The organism is Stenotrophomonas sp. 2201_Sma, assembly GCF_056486685.1.
The window spans coordinates 3,411,023-3,429,094 of record NZ_CM151329.1 but is presented as its reverse complement, the minus strand read 5'-3'; the positions used below and the strand labels follow the sequence as shown (position 1 = coordinate 3,429,094).

The window sequence follows — 18,072 nt, the reverse complement described above, 5'->3', positions numbered from 1 at the left end:
TTGAAGCGGGCGCGGAAAGTGCGATATAGATACGCTTTCGTAGCGGCCCCCGCCTGAGACCGGGCCGTGCGCTTGGGGATAGGCAATGACTGAAAACACGACTGCGGGCGGGGAACTCGCAGGACTCCGGGTGATGGTCATCGATGATTCGAAGACCATCCGCAGGACTGCGGAAACGCTGCTCAAGCGCGAAGGCTGCGAGGTGGTCACCGCCACCGACGGCTTTGAAGCGCTGGCGAAGATTGCCGACCAGCAACCGCAGATCATCTTCGTCGACATCATGATGCCGCGTCTGGATGGCTATCAGACCTGCGCGCTGATCAAGGGAAACCAGCTGTTCAAGGCGACCCCGGTGATCATGCTGTCGTCCAAGGATGGCCTGTTCGACAAGGCGCGGGGGCGCATCGTCGGGTCGGAGCAGTACCTGACCAAGCCTTTTACGCGCGAAGAACTGCTGGGTGCCATCCGCACATACGTCAACGCCTGACCAGGGGGGAAAGGCACAATGGCTCGTATCGTCCTGATCGAGGATTCACCGACCGACCGCGCGGTGTTCACCCAGTGGCTGCGCCGTGCCGGCCACGAGGTGCTGGAAGCGGACAACGCCGAGGATGGCCTGCAGCTTGTCCGCGACCAGGTGCCGCAGCTGGTGCTGATGGACGTGGTCCTGCCGGGCATGAGCGGTTTCCAGGCCACCCGGGCGATGGCCCGCGACGCCGCGACCCGGCACATCCCGGTCATCATCGTCAGTACCAAGGCGATGGAGACCGACAAGGCGTGGGGGCTGCGCCAGGGTGCGGCCGACTACATCGTCAAGCCGCCGCGCGAGGATGAACTGATCGCGCGGATCAACGAACTGGTGGCCTGATGCGCTCGCCTTTCGACATTCTCGAAGCCTACGAACGGCGCAGCCTGGCCCATGCGGTGCAGCTGCCGGGCCGGCAATTCGTCCAGGACCTGTGGCGAGGCGTCGGCTACCGCGTCGGCCAGCGCCGGCTGGTGTCCGATTTCCGCGAAGTGGTGGAGATCGTGCCGATGCCGCCGGTCACGCCCGTGCCCTGCGCGCAGCCCTGGCTGCTGGGCGTGGGCAACCTGCGCGGCAACCTGTTCCCGGTGGTCGACCTGAAGTACTTCCTGGAAGGCACACGCACCGTGCAGCAGGAAGGGCAGCGCGTGCTGATCATGCGCCAGGCCGGCGGTGACGTCGCACTGACCATCGACGAACTGTTCGGCCAGCGCAGCTTCGAAGCCGACCAGCAGATCGAGGCCGGCAGCCTGGCCGAGGGTCGTTACGGGCACTTCGTCGAGCGCGGTTTCCATGCTGACGGCCAGGACTGGGGCGTGTTCTCGCTCTCGCTGCTGTCGCGCACTCCTGAATTCCGGCAAGCCGCGGCCTGAGGCCGGGCATCGCCCCCTGCACTGAAGATCGAGGTTGAACGATGAGTACTGCTTCGGACGCCACCAAGACCGGCAAGCTTCGGCTGGGCGGCAGCAACCTCTGGCTGGCCCTGCTGCTGGCATCGATGATCCTGTTCGGCGTCAATACCGGCGTGGCGACCTGGCAGGGCAGCCGCCTGGCCGATGCCGGTTCCAAGGCCGCGGACCTGCAGGTGCTGTCGCAGCAGCTGGCCAACCAGGGGCGTGACGCGGTGGGCGGCAATGCCCAGGCGTTCACTGCCTTCAAGGCCACCCGCAACGCGATCGAACAGAATGTCTCGACGCTGCAGGGGCGCTACGGCAAGGAACCGGGCGTGTCGCGGGCGATCTCGACGCTGGGTGAAACCTGGGCGCCGCTGGGCAAGCAGGCCGGGCAGCTGGTCGCCAGCGAGCCGGCGGTGCTGGCCCTGGCCGGCAATGCCAACAACTTCACTGGCGCGGTGCCGGGGCTGCAGGCGCAGCTGAACGAGGTGGTGCGCGCGATGTCGGCTTCGGGTGCACCGGCCGCGCAGGTATACAGCGCGCTGCAGCAGGTCGTGGTGGCCGGCTCGATGGCCCGACGGGTCACCGAAATGCGTGCGGGCGGCTCTTCGGCGGCCGCCGCGGGCGACGCACTGGCGCGTGACATCACCGTGTTCTCGCAGGTGCTCGACGGCCTGCGCAACGGCAACGAGGAACTGGGCATCACCGCAGTGCGTGGCCCGGCCGCCGTGGCCGCGCTGGAGCAGTCGCACACCCAGTGGCAGGCGATGAAGGCCGATGCCGATGCGATCCTGGCCAGCTCGCGCCAGCTGTTCGCCGCGCAGTCGGCGGCCACCGCGCTGGGCCAGGGCTCGGCGCACATGCTGGATGACAGCCGCAAGCTGTTCGAAGCCTTCTCTTCGTTCGGCTCGGTGTCCGATACCCGCCTGTTCCCGAACTTCTGGATCGGTGTAGCGTCCGGTGCGCTGTCGCTGATCGCGATCATCGGTTTCGTCTCCACCAACGTGCGCAGCCGCTCGCGTGAGCAGGAGCTGCGCTACCAGACCCAGGTGGAGTTCAACAGCCGCAACCAGCAGGCGATCATGCGCCTGCTGGACGAAATCTCCTCGCTGGGCGAGGGCGACCTGACCGTCAAGGCGTCGGTGACCGAGGACATGACCGGCGCCATCGCCGACGCGATCAACTACGCCGTCGACGAGCTGCGCCACCTGGTGACGACCATCAACGACACCTCGGCCAAGGTCGCGCTGTCCACCCAGGAAACCCAGGCGACGGCCATGCAGCTGGCAGAAGCAGCCGGCCACCAGGCCAACCAGATCACCTCGGCCTCGGACCGCATCGGCGAAATCGCAGCGAGCATCGAGCAGGTTTCGCGCAACTCGGCCGAATCGGCCGACGTGGCACAGCGCTCGGTGGTGATTGCCGCCGAGGGTGCCGGCGTGGTCCGCGAGACCATCCAGGGCATGGACCAGATCCGCGACCAGATCCAGGAAACTTCCAAGCGCATCAAGCGCCTGGGTGAGTCGTCGCAGGAGATCGGCTCGATCGTGGAACTGATCAACGACATTTCCGAACAGACCAACATCCTGGCATTGAATGCAGCGGTGCAGGCCGCGTCGGCGGGCGAAGCGGGCCGCGGCTTCGCGGTCGTGGCCGACGAAGTGCAGCGCCTGGCAGAGCGCACATCGGGCGCCACGCGCCGTATCGAGAACCTGGTGCAGGCCATCCAGGCCGACACCAACGAGGCCGTCACCTCGATGGAACAGACCACCGCCGAAGTGGTGTCCGGTGCACGTCTGGCCGAAGACGCCGGTACGGCACTGACCGAGATCGAGCGCGTGTCCAATGCACTGAACACCCTCATCAAGAACATCTCCATCGCGGCCCAGCAGCAGTCCGCAGCCGCGTCGGACATCACCCGCACGATGGGCGTGATCCGCCAGATCACCGGCCAGACCTCACAGGGTGCCGGACAGACCGCGGAGTCGATCGGCCACCTCGCGCAGCTGGCTGCCGACCTGCGTCGTTCGGTCGCCGACTTCAAGCTGCCGGCGTGACGCGGGCAGGGCGAAGAGCAAGGAACCCGTCGATGAAGCATTTCCATTCCCCACGCCAGATCCAGCGCGGCCTTCGCGCGGCGGCGACCGGAGCCTGTCAATGAGCACTCTGCGCGATGCGATGAGCCACGCAGCGCTGGGTTGGGTCAAGCCCGAGCTGGACGAGACCCTGCGCCAGGTGCGCAACGAGGTCGAGTACTACGCCGAGGATCCGTCCGATGCCAGCCGCATGCGTATCTGCGCCGGCCACCTGCACCAGGTGCAGGGCACCCTGCGCATGGTCGAACTGTACGCCCCGGCAATGGTGGCCGAGGAGCTGGAGCAGCTCGCCCATGCGATCGGCAGCGGCCAGGCGTCTGATCGCGACGAGGCCTGCGCCACGCTGATGCGCGGCAGCGTGCTGCTGCCCGACTATCTGGAGCGCCTGCAGAACGGCCACCGCGACATTCCGATCGTGCTGCTGCCGCTGCTCAATGACATCCGCGCCGCGCGCGGTGCGGCCGGCATCAACGAGAGTGTCCTGTTCGCGTTCGCTCCCGACAGCGTCACCGCCACCGAAGCCGAGCTCGACCATGCGCGCGGCAGCCTGAGCGGGCGCAACCGCGAACTGCTCGATACGGTCGGCAGCGCGGTGAAGGAAGAGCTGCTGCGCATCAAGGATGCGCTGGACCTGCATCTGCGCACCGGCGGTGCAGCAGAACAGCTGCAGACGCAGGCCGACGAACTGGGCGCCGTGGCCGATACGCTGGGCATGATGGGCCTGGGCGTGGCCCGCGGCGTGGTCGTGCAGCAGCGCGACGCGCTGCGCGGCGTGGTCGAGGGCCGCCAGCAGATCGACGAGAACCTGTTGCTGGACATCGCCGGCGCGCTGCTCTACGTCGATGCGTCGCTGGATGACCAGGTTGCCCATCTGGGTGCGGATGGCAGTGGCGAGGATGACCCTGCCGCCGTGGAAAACCGCCGTACCGTCGAGGTGCTGGCACACGAGGCCATCGCCAATTTCGCTGCAGCCCGCGAGCACTTTGTCGCATTCATCGAAACCAGCTGGAACCACGCGGAACTGCAGGACGTGCCGCGCCTGCTCGGCGACGTTGCCGGTGCATTGCGGATGCTCGACCTGGGGACCGCCGCCGACTACCTGCGCGGCGTCCAGCAGTACATCGACGCCGAGCTGATCGGTCGCCAGCGTGTGCCCAGCGGGCGCCAGCTGGATACGCTCGCCGACGCCATGGCCAGCCTGGAGTACTACCTCGAAGCCCTGCGTGATCGTCGTCCGGGCCGTGAGGACATTCTGGAGATCACCCGCAGCAGCCTGGAAGCGCTGCGCTACTGGCCGCTGCCGGAGCGCGCCGCGATCGACGAGGTGCCGCAGGGCGTGCAGGCGGTCGAGCGCGAGGCGGTTGACCTGCAGGTGATGCCATTGCAGCCCGGCCACGTCGACATCGATGTGAGCACGGCCGCGCCCGCCGCCGGCAGTGTGGCTGCCGCCCTGCCGGACTTCGTCTTCGATCCGCCGCCCGCACCGCCAGTGACCGACAACGGGCTGATGTTCGGTGGGTTGTCGGTACCGGTCGCGGTACCCGGGACGACGCCCGATGCCGGTAGCTCGCTGGTGTTCGCCGCGTCCAGCGCACCGGCCCCGGCCGTGCCGCAATGGGACCTGGCCGCTGTGGAGGTCGGTGCCGGGCACGCGGACGATGCACATGCGCCGGCCTTGGCCAGCGACGAAACGATCGATCCGGTACCGGCCGAGGTGCCGCAGTGGACGCTGTCCCAGGTGGACGACATGGCGGATGCACCGTCGGTCTCCGGCGACGACACGGTGGCGTTCGCGTCCGCCGGTACACCGGACATCACGTCGGCGCCGGTATTCGATCCGGTGGCCGCCGAGCATGGCGCCGCGGATGTGGCGGCTGATGAAGTCGTATTCCGTTTCGACGCCGATGCACTGGACAACGCCGACGACGTGCTGTCCTTGCATGCGATGGAAACGCTGGTGCTGGAAGACGACGCAGACCTGCATCCGGTGCTGGACAGCGTTGATGCGGAGCCAACGGATCCGATCACCCTCGCCGCGGACGCATCGCCTGCCGCAGATGCAGCACCGGCGGTGGCCCTGATCGAGATCGACACCATCGCACCGATCGATTTCAGCGAAGCCGATGCCCGGTTCTTCGCTGAACTGAGCGCCGCCGCGGAGGACTTCAACCCGCGGGCGATGCCATCGGCCGCCGACGCGCCGGTCGCGATCACGCCCGCGTCCGAAGCGGGCTTCGATGCTGGCTTCGACGATGATGCGGAGAACATCGACGAGGACATCCGCGAGGTGTTCCTGGAAGAGTTCGACGACGAGCGTGCCAACCTCGGTACGCTGCTGCCGGCATGGCACGCGCAGCCGGACAATCTGGACCGGCTGCGGCCGATCCGCCGCATCTTCCACACCCTCAAGGGCAGCGGCCGCCTGGTCGGTGCGCGGACGCTGGGCGAGTTCGCGTGGAAGATCGAAGGCATGCTCAACCGTGTGCTTGACGGCAGCCGTCCGGCCACGCCGGCCGTGCTGGCGATGGTTGATCACGCGCATGCCGCCTTGCCGCAGCTGAGCGACGCACTGCGTCATGGCCAGCGCATCAGTGTCGATCTGCAGGCGATGCAGGCCATTGCCGATCGCGTAGGTGCCGGCGAAGAGACATTCTACGTGCCGCTGCCGGCTGCGGCGCCCGCACCGGTGGCGCCGGCGGCGGAAGAGGGCGAGGACGAGATCAGCCGCATTCTCGAAGCGGAAGCGGTGATGACAGCCGACGCCGGGAACGCGACCGAGGTCGAGGGCACTCCAGCCAATATCGACAGCGTGCTGCGCGAGATCCTCGAAGCCGAGGTGGAGGTCCACCAGGCAACCCTGCAGGCGTGGCTGCGTTCGGCGCAGCAGGCACCACAGCCGGTGAGCGATGCGCTGCTGCGCGCCGTGCACACCATGAACGGCGCCTTCGCGATGACCGAGGTGCCGGAGATCACGGCGGTCACGGGCGGCGCCGAATCCTATATCAAGCGGGCCCTGGCTGCCGATGTGGTGCCGGGCGACGAGGGCGTTGCTGCGCTCGACGCGACCGCGCAGGCCATTACCGCGACCATGGAAGCACTGCAGGCGGAGCAGCCGCGCATTGCACCTCAGCCTGCGCTGGTGCAGCGCCTGCAGACCCTGGCCGGCGAGCTGCCGGAAGCGCGCTGGCCGCTGGTGGGGCTGGATGACGAAGAGGCGCTCGCGACCGATGGAGAGCCTGCGCACGAGGTGGACGCGCCGGTTCCTGCCGAGGCGCAGAGCGACATCGACGCCGAAATCAACGCCGGGATCGACAGTGCACCTGCTGACACCCATGACGTGCCCGCAGCCGATCCGGCGAAGGACGGACTGGACGTGGCCGAGCTCACGGCCAGTGATGACCTTTCGCGCTACTTCGACGCCGGCTGGCCGTCGCTGGGCGGTACCGGACAGGAGGCCGCAGCCACGCTGCCGCCGGTCGCGGTCGCTGCCGATGAATCCGCAGCGGAGATGTCGTCGGTGGTCGCCGATGCGCCCCCCGCGCTGGCCGAAGACGCCGCGCTGACAGGCGCGGACGACCTGTCGCCGTACCTGGACGCCAGCGCGCTGCCGGTCGACGACCGTGATGCGGATGAGGCGGCGGACGCCGCTGCGTTCACCGAAACGATCGACCTGAATACGTCGTGGGATGACGTGGAAGGGTTCGATGCGAGTGATGACGCTGCTGCACTGCCACTCGACAGCACGCTGTCGAGCCTGCAGGATGACATGGCTGCGCCGGGTTTTGCGGAACCGGTCACATTGGAAGCTGCGCTCGAGGCCGGCCTGCATGTGATCGACGAAGAGCAGACGCCGGCCGACGACGGGCAGTGGTCCGTGCTCGGCCTGCAGGCCAGCGAACTCGCGCCGGGCGAGGCGGATGCCTTTGCCGAGGATGCGGACGTCGGCGGGGAGACGGCGGTCGGTGAAGGAGAGAGCGCCGACCCGCCGTCCCCGGCGACGGTGAATGCCGGGGAGTCCCTTGCAGAGCCTGCGGTCGATCCGCAGCCGGCCGCCGCACCGCCGTCACCGTTCTTCGAGATGGAAGACGCGCCGGGCCAGGGCAGCGGCGCTGCCGGACCGGACGGTTCCACGCCGGTCGATGGTCCGGTTGCCGAAGATGACGTGCCGGCGCACCAGCCGATCGAGCCGATGCCGGAACCGGAACCGGAAGGCACGGCGGGCGAGGAGCCTGCCGATCTGCTCGACTTCACCGTGTATGACCGCGAGCTGGTCGACATCTTCGTCGAAGAAGGCAAGGACCTGCTTGATCACTGCGATGGCCTGATCAGCGAGCTGCGCGATGCGCCGCAGGACCGCGAAGTGCTTGCCGGCCTGCAGCGTGACCTGCATACGCTGAAGGGCGGCGCACGCATGGCCGGCATCAACGCCATCGGCGACCTCGGCCACAGCATCGAATCGCTGCTGGAGGTGGTCGCGGCGGGGCGCACCGAGATCGAGCGCCGCGACGTGCAGCTGCTCGAGCGCGGTTTCGATCGCCTGCACCAGCTGCTGACCCGTACCGGCGAGCATCGTGTGGTGGAACCGGCGCAGGACCTGGTCGATGCTTTCGAGGCACGTACCGCTACCGATCCGGCAGCGGCTGCCACCGTCGGCACGGCTGGCCCGGTGGAGACTGAGGCCACCGTCGCACCGGCGACCGTTGCCCTGGTCGATGCGCCGCTGTCCGCGCCGTTGCCGGTCGAAAGCACGATCGAGGACGATCCGCTGGCACGTCCCCAGCAGGAGCAGGTGCGCGTGCGCGCGGATCTGCTCGACCGCCTGGTCAATCACGCAGGTGAGGTGGCGATCTACCGGTCGCGCCTGGAGCAGCAGCTCGGCGCCTTCCGCGGCGCGATGGGCGAGCTTGAACGCACCAACGCGCGTCTGCGCGACCAGCTGCGTCGCCTCGACCTGGAGACCGAAGCGCAGATCGTTGCCCGCTACCAGCGTGAGCAGGACCAAGCCGACCAGAAGTTCGATCCGCTGGAACTGGACCGCTTCTCCACCCTGCAGCAGCTCAGCCGTGCGCTGAACGAGTCCGCCGCCGACCTGGGCGGCCTGCAGGGCGTGCTGGACGATCTCTCGCGGCAGTACGATGCCTTGCTGCAGCAGCAGTCGCGCGTCAGTTCGGAACTGCAGGATGGCCTGATGCGTGCGCGGATGGTGCCGTTCGACGGCCTGGTGCCGCGTCTGCGCCGCGTGGTGCGCCAGGCCGGCATCGACACCGGCAAGCAGGTCCACCTGACCCTGGAAGGCACCCATGGCGAACTGGACCGCAACGTCCTCGACCGCATGGTCGCGCCGCTGGAGCACATGCTGCGCAACTCGGTGGCCCATGGCCTGGAGGCGCCGGAGCAGCGCCGTGCCGCCGGCAAGCCGGAAGAGGGCGAGATTGCCATCCGCCTGCATCGCGAAGGCTCGGAAATCGTGCTGGACGTGGCCGATGACGGCGCCGGCCTGGATCGGGAAGCGATCCGTCGCCGCGCGATCGACCGTGGCCTGCTGGCCGCCGACGCGCAGCCTGCCGATCACGAACTGGACAACCTGATCTTCGCATCGGGCTTCTCCACCGCCGACCAGGTCAGCCAGCTGGCAGGCCGCGGCGTGGGCATGGACGTGGTGCGCAATGAAGTGCGCCAGCTGGGTGGTTCGGTCGATATCCAGTCGGTGCGTGGCCAGGGCGTGCGTTTCACCCTGCGTCTGCCGCAGACGCTGGCCGTTACCCAGGCCGTGTTCGTGCAGATCGGCGAAACCACCTTTGCCGTACCGGTGGCTTCGGTCAGCGGTATCGGCCGCCTCTCGCGCGAGCGCTTCGAGGCCGCCGACAGCAGCTATCGCTACAGCGGCGAAGACTATCCGCTGTACGACCTGGGCAGCCTGGTCGGCCAGGCACCGGCACGTGCCGAGGGCCAGGCGCAGGTGCCGCTGCTGCTGGTCCGCGCCGGCGACCTGCGAGCTGCCGTGGCGATCGACCAGGTGCTGGGCAACCGCGAAATCGTGGTCAAGCCGGTCGGCCTGCAGATCGCATCGGTACCGGGCATCTACGGTGCCACCATCACCGGCGATGGCCGTGTGGTGGTGATCCTGGACGTGGCGCCGCTGGTGCGTCGTTACCTGGCCAACCCGACGCCGCCGGTGCTGGTCAACGCGCCGCGTCAGGAACGGCAGGTGCCGCTGGTGATGGTGGTCGACGACTCGCTGACCATGCGCAAGGTCACCGGCCGCATCCTGGAGCGCCACAACTTCGAGGTCAGCGTCGCCCGCGATGGCGTGGAAGCGCTGGAGCGGCTGGAGGAGCGTGTTCCCGACCTGATGCTGCTGGATATCGAGATGCCGCGCATGGACGGCTACGAGCTGGCCACCGCGATGCGCGCCGACCCGCGTTACAGGGACGTTCCGATCGTGATGATCACCTCGCGCAGCGGCGACAAGCACCGGCAGCGCGCTTTCGAAATCGGCGTCCAGCGCTACCTGGGCAAGCCTTATCAGGAGCTGGACCTGATGCGTAACGTGTACGACCTGCTGGGGATCGCCCGTGTCCGAGAGTGAAGCCAACCCGGCCGTCGCCCTGCTGGCCCGGCCTGGCGCGGCGCGTGAGCGCCTGCGTGAAGCACTGGCGCACGCCGACGTGCAGATCGTGCTGGAAGACGACCCGAATGGCCTTGAACCGCAGGCGCTGCATGACGCGCGGCCGCAGTTCGTGGTGATCGCACTGGAAGCGGCGATCGAGGACGCACTGGAACGCCTGGAGCCCGTGCTGTCGGCCCCCGGCCTGACCCTGGTGTTCGACGAAGCCGAGCTGGCCGCGCGCCGGAACGGCTGGGAGGCGCAGCGCTGGGGGCGTCACCTGGCCGCCAAGCTGCATGGACACCAGCAGGTGCTGCCGCCGGGCGCCGAGGACGAACCGGCCCTGCAGCTGGAGCCCGGTCGTCCTGCGCCGCCACCTGCGCCGCAGGAGGCAGCGCTGCAGACGCACCTGCAACAGGCACACCGCTGGGCCGACGACGTGCCAGCCGATGGCCTGTACGCACCGCCGGCGCAGCTGCATGAACCGGTCGCGTTCGAACACGCTCTGGCCGCGCTGCAGCCGATCGTGCCCGAACCGCCGGAAGCGCCGGTCGCACGGACAGAACCCCCCGCGGCACCGTCGGTGGCGTTCGATCACACCGCGTGGTCGCTGGTGGACGAGTCCGCCGATGCCGCCACCCCGGCGTACGCCGCAGCGGAGGTCGAGGCGCGCTCATCGTCGTTCGATACCGACCACCTGAGCCTGGTCGACCTGGATGCGGCCGCCCCGCCCGGCGCACGCGCGGGCGCGCTGCTGGTGCTGGCCGGGATCGGTGGCCCTGATGCGTTGCGTCGCCTGCTGGGCGCGCTGCCTTCGGCATTGGCGGTGCCGGTGCTGGTGCACATGCGCCTGGATGGGGGCCGCTACGGCAATCTCGTCAAGCAGATGGCGCGTGTCTCGCCGCTGCCGGTGCAGCTGGCCGAAGCCGGCCAGCGCGCCACGCCCGGGCAGGTGCATGTACTGGCCGATGACATCGGCGTCCGCGCGGCCAGCGACGGCCTGCATTTCCTGACCGACGCGCAGGGCATCTCGATTGCCGCGTTGCCGGCCCAGTACACCGCACTGGTACTGCTCAGCGGTGCCGATCTGGGCCATGTCGGGCCGGCGCTGGACCTGGCTGCCGCCGGCGCGTGGGTGGCCGGACAGGTGGGGGAGGGATGCTACGACCCGGCCGCCGCCACCGCCGTGGTGGCCGCCGGCATGGCCGCTGGCGAACCGCAGGAACTGGCGCAGATCATCGCCGCGCGCTGGGGCGAGGGTGACCACAACGGAGAGGCTCCATGAGTTACGCCAGCAACGATGAAATCCGTGGTGTCCTGATCCAGGCCGGCAACGAACGCGTGCTGCTGCCCAATGCCACGGTGGCTGAAATGATGTCGCGGGTGCCGGTGCAGTCGGTGGCCGACGCCCCCCGCTGGCTGGTCGGCGAGATCGCCTGGCATGGCTGGCAGGTGCCGCTGGTGTCATTCGCACGGCTTTCGGGGCTGGGGGACGAGGCAGCCGGTGTCCACAACAAGGTGGTGGTACTGAAGGCGCTCAGCGGCGATCAGCAGCGGCCGTATTACGCGTTGCTGACCCAGAACTTCCCGCAGTTGATCTCGGTGCCGCGCGATGGCCTGCTGGCCGATGCGTCGGAGGAGACCCTGCCGCAGATCGTGCACATGCGCGTACTGCTGGGTGAGCAGAGCGCGCTGCTGCCGAATCTGGACGCACTGGAAAGCGCGCTGGCTTCACTGGCGGCCTGAGGCCGCCCCCCGGACACAGGCCGCCGGGCATGGCCCGGCGCTGCCGTTGGCGTGCAGGTTGTCGGTGGACCTAACCGAGATCACCCAGCCGCGCCTGCAACGCGGCGATCGCGGCCAGCCCGGCGGTTTCCGTGCGCAGGATGCGCGGGCCCAGCTGCAGGCCCTGGAAGCCGGCGGCGGCCAGCTGCTCGCGGTCGCGTGGCGACCAGCCGCCCTCCGGACCAATCGCGATCACGATGCCGCCCGCGGGCGCCGCTGCCAATGTCGACAGCCGGTGCGAACCCATCGGGTCCAGGGTCAACCGCAGCGTATCGGCGGGCAGCGCAGCGGTTGCCTGCGCCAGCGACAGCGGCGCACCCACCCGTGGAATGCGCGCGCGCCCGGACTGGCCACAGGCCGACTGCACGACGTTGTTCCAGTGCGCGACGCGCTTTTCGGCGCGGGCCGCGTCCAGCTTCACCTCGGTGCGTTCCGCGTTCACCGGCAGGATGCTGCTGACGCCGAGTTCGGTGGCCTTCTGCAGGATCAGGTCCATCTTTTCGCCGCGCGCGATGCCCTGCATCAGGGTGATGGCCAGCGGCGATTCGATGTCGATGGCCTGCACGCTGTCGATGCGTGCCTGCACTTCGCGCTTGCCGACCACGGTCAGCGTCGCAGCGTAGTCATGGCCATCGCCGTTGAACAGGACGCAGCCATCGCCTTCGCGCAGGCGCATCACCCGCACCAGGTGGTTGGCGGTCTCCTCGGGCAGGGTCACGGTCTGGCCGCTGTGCAGCGGCAGGTCGATGGGACAGCGGGTCACGCGCATGCAATCGCCTCGTCGATGGCGGCCAGCGTGGTACGCGCCAGCAGATCCAGTTGTTCGTCGTCCACGCAGTATGGTGGCATCCAGTACAGCACATCGCCCAGCGGGCGAAGGACCACGCCGCGCTTCAGTGCTGCCTTGTACGCGTGCAGGCCGAGCCGCAGTCCGGGGTCGAAGGGCGTGCGCCTGTCGCCGCCGCGCGACAGTTCGAATGCCACCACCATGCCGGCCTGGCGCACATCGGCCACATGCGGGTGGTCGGCAAACGGTGCCGCGAGGGTGCCCATCACCGATGCGGTGCCGCGGTTGCGCGCGATCACATCGTCGCTGCCGAAGATGTCCAGCGTCGCCAGCGCCGCAGCGCACGCCAGCGGATTGCCGGTATAGCTGTGCGAGTGCAGGAACGCACGCTCGCGGGAGTCGTCGAGAAAGGCGTCGTACAGGGCCTGCGTGGCCAGGACCGCGGCCAGCGGCAGGAACCCGCCGGTCAGGCCCTTGGACAGGCACATCAGGTCCGGCATCACCCCGGCCTGTTCGCAGGCGAACATCGTACCGGTGCGACCGAAGCCGGTGGCGATCTCGTCGGCGATCATGAACGCACCGTGCGCGTCGCACAGCTCACGCACGCGCTGCAGGTACACCGGATCATGCATGCGCATGCCACCGGCGCACTGCAGGCGGGGTTCCAGGATCACCGCGCATACTTCACCGGGGTGCTGGTCGAACAGCGTCGCCAGGCCATCGGCGGCCTGGCGCGCACGCTCGGCGGCGCTCTGCCCTGGCTCGGCCAGGTAGGCGTCGGGCGAGGGTGCGAACAGCCCTTCGGCCAGCAACGGCGCGTACACCCGCCGGTACAGTGGGATGTCGCCCAGCGCCAGCGCACCGAGCGTTTCACCGTGGTAGCCGTTTTCCAGCGCGATGAAACGCGTACGCCGGGTCTCGCCGCGGTTATGGAAGTAATGGAAGGCCATTTTCAGTGCCACTTCCACCCCGGCCGAGCCGTTGTCGGCGTAGAACACCTTGGTCAGCGGATCGCGCCCGGCCTGCCGCGGGGCCAGTGCCAGCAGGCGTTCGGCCAGGGTGATCGCCGGCTCATGGCTGAAGCCGGCCAGCATCACCTGTTCCAGCTGGCCGGCCTGGGCCGCGATGGCGCCGCCGATGCGGGGCTCGGCGTGGCCGAACAGATTCGTCCACCAGCTGCTGACGGCATCCAGATAGCGGTTGCCGTCATGGTCGATCAGCCACGCACCCTCGCCGCGCGCGATCGGCACCAGCGGCAGGGTGTCGGGATGCTCGCGCATCTGTGTGCACGGATGCCACAGCACCTGCAGGTCGCGTTGCCGCCAGTGCAGGGCCAGCGGGGAGGGGGTTGGGTCTGCTAGCATTTCGGGCTCATGAACATGTTGCTGCCTGCACATTCTATCGGCCCCGGCGCCCGCGTCGGCCGCCGCGGAGATTCCGCATGAACGATGACCGTGCCAGCCGTCGCCTGCCGATCATCCATCGGATCACCGATGAAGAGAACGGTCCCTTCCAGCGCCAGCATCTGGATCTGGAATTCTCCAATGGTGAACGCCGCCGCTTCGAGCGTCTGGTCAGTCGTGGCCACGGTGCGGTGGTGGTGGTGCCCATGCTCGACGACGAGACGGTGCTGCTGGTGCGTGAATACGCCGCCGGGGTACATCGCTACGAGCTTGGCCTGGTCAAGGGCCGGATCGATGCCGGCGAGACCCCCGAGCAGGCCGCCGATCGCGAGCTGAAGGAAGAGGCCGGCTATGGCGCGCATCGGGTCGATGTGCTGCGCGCCATGACGCTGGCGCCGACGTACATGAGCCACCAGTCGTGGCTGGTGGTGGCGCGCGACCTGTATCCGGAAAAGCTGATCGGGGACGAGCCCGAGGAGCTGGAGGTGGTGCCCTGGAAGCTGTCCGAGCTGGACCGGTTGATGCTGCGCGAGGACTTTTCCGAGGGCCGCTCACTGGCGGCGTTGTTCATCGCCCGCCAGTGGCTGCAGGGAGCCCGATGATCAAGCTGACCACGGATCTGCGCGAGACCGCGATCGCCATCGCGCAGGAAGCCGGCCAGGCCATCATGCAGGTCTACGCCGACGGATTCGACGTGCGGATCAAGGACGACAACAGTCCGGTGACCGCCGCTGACCTGGCTGCCAACCAGGTCATCGAGCAGGGTCTGCGGCAACTGACCCCGGACCTGCCTATCCTGTCCGAAGAGTCGGCCCAGGTGCCCTGGGAAATGCGCCGCCATTGGGGCGCCTACTGGCTGGTCGATCCGCTTGACGGTACCCGCGAGTTCGTCAAGCGCAACGGCGAATTCAGCGTCAACATCGCCCTGATCTACCAGGGTGCCCCGGCGTTTGGCGTCGTGCTGGCGCCGGTCACCGGCATTGTGTGGCACGCCATGCGCGGCGAACTGGCGTACCGCCGGCAGGGACTGCACGACACCGTGCTGCGCACGCGCAGCCCGGCGACCGCTCCGCTGCGGGTGGCGGCAAGCCGCTCCCACCGCTCGCCGGAAACCGAAGCGCTGCTGGCGCGCATGGGCCGCATCGAGACCATCGCCCAGGGCTCGTCGCTGAAGTTCTGTCGCATTGCCGAGGCGGGCCTGGATGTGTACCCGCGGCTCGGCCCGACCTCCGAATGGGATACTGCCGCCGGCCAGTGCGTGCTGCACGCGGCGGGTGGCGCGGTCCTCTCGGCGGCGACCGGCAAGCCCTTCCGCTACAACCGCCGCGAGACGCTGTTGAACGGCGATTTCATCGCCCTTGGCGATACCAGCCTGCCGTGGCGCGACTGGTTGTCCGACTGACCTGGAGGCCGCATGAGCGCGCACGACACCCCCACCGCCGGCAGTGCCGCCAGCACCGAACTGGAACGCCTGCTTGCGATCATGGCCCGCCTGCGTGATCCGCAGGGCGGCTGCCCATGGGACCTGGAGCAGGACTTTGCGACCATTGCCCCGTACACCATCGAGGAAGCCTACGAAGTCGCCGATGCGATCGATCGCGGCGACCTCGATGATCTCTGCGACGAGCTCGGCGACCTGCTGCTGCAGGTGGTATTCCATGCTCGCATGGCCGAAGAGCAGGGGGCGTTCGCTTTCGCAGAGGTTGCCCGCGCGATCAGCGACAAGATGCAGCGCCGCCATCCGCATGTCTTCGCCGATGTCAGCGTCGATGATGCCGACGGGGTCATGCGCAACTGGGATGCGATCAAGCGCGCGGAGCGGGCAGCCAAGGGCGAACAGGACCATTCCGCCCTGGCTGGAATCTCGCGGGGCCTGCCGGAGTGGCAACGCGCGGTGAAGCTGCAGTCGCGCGCGGCCAAGGTGGGCTTCGACTGGCCGGGTCCGCTGCCGGTCCTGGACAAGGCAGCCGAGGAACTGCAGGAACTGCGCGAGGAGTTCGAGCGCGGCGACATCGCCGGCAACAAGGCGCGGCTGCAGGAGGAACTGGGCGACCTGCTGTTCGTCTGCGCCAACCTGGCCCGCCACGCCGACATCGACCTGGGCGCCGCGCTGCGCGGTGCGAACCACAAGTTCGAGCGTCGCTTCCGGGCCATGGAGGCACAGGCCGAGGCACAGGGCACATCCCTCGCCTCGCTGGACCTGGACGCGCAGGAAGCGCTCTGGCAGCACGCCAAGGCCGCCGAGAAGGAATGAAGACACTCGGCCTGTTCCTGCTGACCGCGCTGGCCGAGATCGTCGGCTGCTACCTGCCGTGGCTGTGGCTGCGCAAAGGAGGCAACGTCTGGCTGCTGCTGCCGGCGGCGGCCAGTCTGGCCCTGTTCGCCTGGCTGCTGACCCTGCATCCGACCGCCAGTGGCCGCGTCTATGCCGCTTACGGTGGCGTGTACATCGGCACCGCGCTGTTCTGGCTGTGGCTGGTCGATGGCATCCGGCCCAGCCGCTGGGATCTGCTGGGTGCTGCACTGTGCCTGGCGGGCATGGCGGTGATCATGTTCGGGCCGCGCCAGCCGGGCTGACCGCCGGCAGTGCGAGGCCCGCCGGAAAGGGGCATGATGGGGCCGATCGTGGCATTGGGAGTGCGCACATGTCCCGTTTCTCCAGCTTCCGTGACTTCTATCCGTTCTATCTCAGCGAGCACCGCCATCCGGTGTCGCGGCGCCTGCACTTCATCGGCAGCTGCGGCGTACTGCTGCTGGTCGCTGCGGCGATCCTGCGCGGCCAGCCGCTGCTGCTGTTGACGGCATTGGTCTGTGGGTACGGGTTCGCGTGGGTGGGGCACTTCTTCTTCGAGAAGAACCGCCCGGCCACGTTCCGCCATCCGCTGTACTCGTTCCTGGGGGACTGGGTGATGTTCATCGACATCCTGCGCGGGCGGGTGCGGTGGTGAGAACGTGTGCACGCCGCATTCACACGCTATGCTCGGGGTTGGACGTCTACCGATAAGGAAAGCCTGATGTTCCCGACCATGTTCTTTACCGTGGTACTGGCCTTCGTGGCCGTGGTCATCCTGTTCAAGGCCGTGCGCATGGTGCCGCAGGGGTATGAATGGACTGTCGAGCGGTTCGGCCGCTACACCCACACCATGACCCCCGGCCTGCATTTCCTGATCCCCATCGTGTACGGCGTGGGGCGCAAGGTGAACATGATGGAGCAGGTGCTGGATGTACCCAGCCAGGAAGTGATCACCAAGGACAACGCCGCCGTGCGCGTCGACGGGGTGGTGTTCTTCCAGGTACTGGACGCCGCCAAGGCCGCCTATGAGGTGGCCAACCTGGAAGTGGCCATGATCGCTCTGGTCCAGACCAACATCCGTACCGTGATCGGCTCGATGGACCTGGACGAATCGCTGAGCCAGCGCGAAGTGATCAACGCCCAGCTGCTCAGCGTGGTCGACCATGCCACCAACCCGTGGGGCGTGAAGGTGAACCGCATCGAGATCCGCGACATCCAGCCGCCCCGCGATCTGCTCGACGCGATGGCGCGGCAGATGAAGGCCGAGCGCGAGAAGCGTGCGCAGATCCTGGAGGCGGAAGGGTCGCGGCAGTCGGAGATCCTGCGCGCCGATGGCGAGAAGCAGGCTACCGTGCTGGAGGCGGAAGGGCGGCGCGAGGCAGCGTTCCGCGATGCGGAGGCACGCGAGCGCCTGGCGGAAGCCGAAGCGATGGCGACCAAGGTGGTGTCGGCGGCGATCGCCGAGGGCGACGTGCAGGCGATCAACTACTTCGTCGCCCAGAAGTACGTGGAAGCGTTCAAGGAACTGGCCAGCTCGCCGAACCAGAAGCTGGTCCTGATGCCGATGGAGGCCAGTGGGGTGATCGGCTCCATCGCCGGCGTGGCCGAGCTGGCCAAGCAGGCGCTGGCGAGCCAGGACAACAAGGCGGGCGGCAAGCGACCGCCGCCGATCGGAGGCTGAC

15 protein-coding genes are annotated in these 18,072 nt (G+C 68.3%); 13 read left to right on the top strand and 2 right to left on the bottom strand.

The window, feature by feature from the left end:
• Positions 1 to 85 precede the first annotated feature (85 nt).
• The 7 genes from pilG to ACZLIF_RS15870 all read left to right on the top strand — a co-directional run bounded on the left by pilG (position 86) and on the right by ACZLIF_RS15870 (position 11,868).
• Positions 86 to 487, top strand: coding sequence for a twitching motility response regulator PilG (gene pilG / locus ACZLIF_RS15900; RefSeq protein ID WP_005418455.1), 402 nt, complete (start codon positions 86 to 88; stop codon positions 485 to 487).
• A gap of 18 nt (positions 488 to 505) precedes the next feature.
• Positions 506 to 868, top strand: coding sequence for a response regulator (locus ACZLIF_RS15895; RefSeq protein WP_053518925.1), 363 nt, complete (start codon positions 506 to 508; stop codon positions 866 to 868).
• Positions 868 to 1,398 carry a chemotaxis protein CheW gene (locus tag ACZLIF_RS15890; protein ID WP_053518924.1) on the top strand — a complete coding sequence of 177 codons (531 nt, stop codon included), beginning with the start codon at positions 868 to 870 and terminating at the stop codon, positions 1,396 to 1,398. The genes ACZLIF_RS15895 and ACZLIF_RS15890 overlap by 1 nt, the downstream gene beginning before the upstream one ends.
• A gap of 41 nt (positions 1,399 to 1,439) precedes the next feature.
• Positions 1,440 to 3,476, top strand: a complete 2,037-nt coding sequence (locus ACZLIF_RS15885; RefSeq protein ID WP_053518921.1) for a methyl-accepting chemotaxis protein — start codon at positions 1,440 to 1,442, stop codon at positions 3,474 to 3,476.
• 100 nt (positions 3,477 to 3,576) lie between these two features.
• On the top strand, positions 3,577 to 10,104 hold the full coding sequence (locus ACZLIF_RS15880; protein WP_128989737.1) for an Hpt domain-containing protein: 6,528 nt from the start codon (positions 3,577 to 3,579) through the stop codon (positions 10,102 to 10,104).
• Complete coding sequence (locus ACZLIF_RS15875) at positions 10,091 to 11,407, top strand: chemotaxis protein CheB (RefSeq protein ID WP_128989739.1); 1,317 nt, start codon at positions 10,091 to 10,093, stop codon at positions 11,405 to 11,407. The genes ACZLIF_RS15880 and ACZLIF_RS15875 overlap by 14 nt, the downstream gene beginning before the upstream one ends.
• On the top strand, positions 11,404 to 11,868 hold the full coding sequence (locus ACZLIF_RS15870; protein ID WP_065182613.1) for a chemotaxis protein CheW: 465 nt from the start codon (positions 11,404 to 11,406) through the stop codon (positions 11,866 to 11,868). Before ACZLIF_RS15875 ends, ACZLIF_RS15870 begins: the two co-directional genes overlap by 4 nt.
• 70 nt (positions 11,869 to 11,938) lie before the next feature.
• Here ACZLIF_RS15870 and ACZLIF_RS15865 read toward each other — a convergent pair whose 3' ends face one another.
• Complete coding sequence (locus ACZLIF_RS15865) at positions 11,939 to 12,676, bottom strand: 16S rRNA (uracil(1498)-N(3))-methyltransferase (RefSeq protein ID WP_111186719.1); 738 nt, start codon at positions 12,674 to 12,676, stop codon at positions 11,939 to 11,941.
• Entirely contained in the window at positions 12,667 to 14,058 is a 1,392-nt protein-coding gene (gene bioA / locus ACZLIF_RS15860) for an adenosylmethionine--8-amino-7-oxononanoate transaminase (RefSeq protein WP_241685988.1), read from the bottom strand. The genes ACZLIF_RS15865 and bioA overlap by 10 nt, the downstream gene beginning before the upstream one ends.
• Before the next feature lie 77 nt (positions 14,059 to 14,135).
• Here bioA and nudE point away from each other — a divergent pair, with 77 nt between their 5' ends.
• The 6 genes from nudE to ACZLIF_RS15830 all read left to right on the top strand — a co-directional run bounded on the left by nudE (position 14,136) and on the right by ACZLIF_RS15830 (position 18,071).
• On the top strand, positions 14,136 to 14,699 hold the full coding sequence (nudE, locus tag ACZLIF_RS15855; protein ID WP_053520252.1) for an ADP compounds hydrolase NudE: 564 nt from the start codon (positions 14,136 to 14,138) through the stop codon (positions 14,697 to 14,699).
• Positions 14,696 to 15,499 carry a 3'(2'),5'-bisphosphate nucleotidase CysQ gene (cysQ, locus tag ACZLIF_RS15850; protein ID WP_128989743.1) on the top strand — a complete coding sequence of 268 codons (804 nt, stop codon included), beginning with the start codon at positions 14,696 to 14,698 and terminating at the stop codon, positions 15,497 to 15,499. The genes nudE and cysQ overlap by 4 nt, the downstream gene beginning before the upstream one ends.
• Before the next feature lie 12 nt (positions 15,500 to 15,511).
• A complete protein-coding gene (gene mazG, locus ACZLIF_RS15845) occupies positions 15,512 to 16,351 on the top strand; it encodes a nucleoside triphosphate pyrophosphohydrolase (protein ID WP_053520254.1) in 840 nt (279 codons plus the stop codon).
• Positions 16,348 to 16,674 carry a YnfA family protein gene (locus ACZLIF_RS15840; protein ID WP_128989745.1) on the top strand — a complete coding sequence of 109 codons (327 nt, stop codon included), beginning with the start codon at positions 16,348 to 16,350 and terminating at the stop codon, positions 16,672 to 16,674. The genes mazG and ACZLIF_RS15840 overlap by 4 nt, the downstream gene beginning before the upstream one ends.
• Positions 16,675 to 16,742: 68 nt before the next feature.
• Positions 16,743 to 17,045, top strand: a complete 303-nt coding sequence (locus ACZLIF_RS15835) for an Mpo1-like protein (protein ID WP_053520256.1) — start codon at positions 16,743 to 16,745, stop codon at positions 17,043 to 17,045.
• Positions 17,046 to 17,111: 66 nt separating this feature from the next.
• Positions 17,112 to 18,071 (top strand): SPFH domain-containing protein, encoded by a 960-nt coding sequence (locus tag ACZLIF_RS15830; protein WP_128989747.1) that lies wholly within the window; start codon positions 17,112 to 17,114, stop codon positions 18,069 to 18,071.
• The last annotated feature ends 1 nt before the right edge of the window (position 18,072 follow it).

Coding starts and splice junctions, on each gene's coding strand:
- ACZLIF_RS15880 (WP_128989737.1), top strand. CDS start 3,577: ATGAGCACTCTGCGCGATGCGATGAGCCACGCAGCGCTGGGTTGGGTC.
- pilG (WP_005418455.1), top strand. CDS start 86: ATGACTGAAAACACGACTGCGGGCGGGGAACTCGCAGGACTCCGGGTG.
- bioA (WP_241685988.1), bottom strand. CDS start 14,058: ATGCTAGCAGACCCAACCCCCTCCCCGCTGGCCCTGCACTGGCGGCAA.
- mazG (WP_053520254.1), top strand. CDS start 15,512: ATGAGCGCGCACGACACCCCCACCGCCGGCAGTGCCGCCAGCACCGAA.
- ACZLIF_RS15895 (WP_053518925.1), top strand. CDS start 506: ATGGCTCGTATCGTCCTGATCGAGGATTCACCGACCGACCGCGCGGTG.
- ACZLIF_RS15890 (WP_053518924.1), top strand. CDS start 868: ATGCGCTCGCCTTTCGACATTCTCGAAGCCTACGAACGGCGCAGCCTG.
- ACZLIF_RS15870 (WP_065182613.1), top strand. CDS start 11,404: ATGAGTTACGCCAGCAACGATGAAATCCGTGGTGTCCTGATCCAGGCC.
- ACZLIF_RS15885 (WP_053518921.1), top strand. CDS start 1,440: ATGAGTACTGCTTCGGACGCCACCAAGACCGGCAAGCTTCGGCTGGGC.
- cysQ (WP_128989743.1), top strand. CDS start 14,696: ATGATCAAGCTGACCACGGATCTGCGCGAGACCGCGATCGCCATCGCG.
- ACZLIF_RS15865 (WP_111186719.1), bottom strand. CDS start 12,676: ATGCGCGTGACCCGCTGTCCCATCGACCTGCCGCTGCACAGCGGCCAG.
- ACZLIF_RS15840 (WP_128989745.1), top strand. CDS start 16,348: ATGAAGACACTCGGCCTGTTCCTGCTGACCGCGCTGGCCGAGATCGTC.
- ACZLIF_RS15835 (WP_053520256.1), top strand. CDS start 16,743: ATGTCCCGTTTCTCCAGCTTCCGTGACTTCTATCCGTTCTATCTCAGC.
- nudE (WP_053520252.1), top strand. CDS start 14,136: ATGAACGATGACCGTGCCAGCCGTCGCCTGCCGATCATCCATCGGATC.
- ACZLIF_RS15830 (WP_128989747.1), top strand. CDS start 17,112: ATGTTCCCGACCATGTTCTTTACCGTGGTACTGGCCTTCGTGGCCGTG.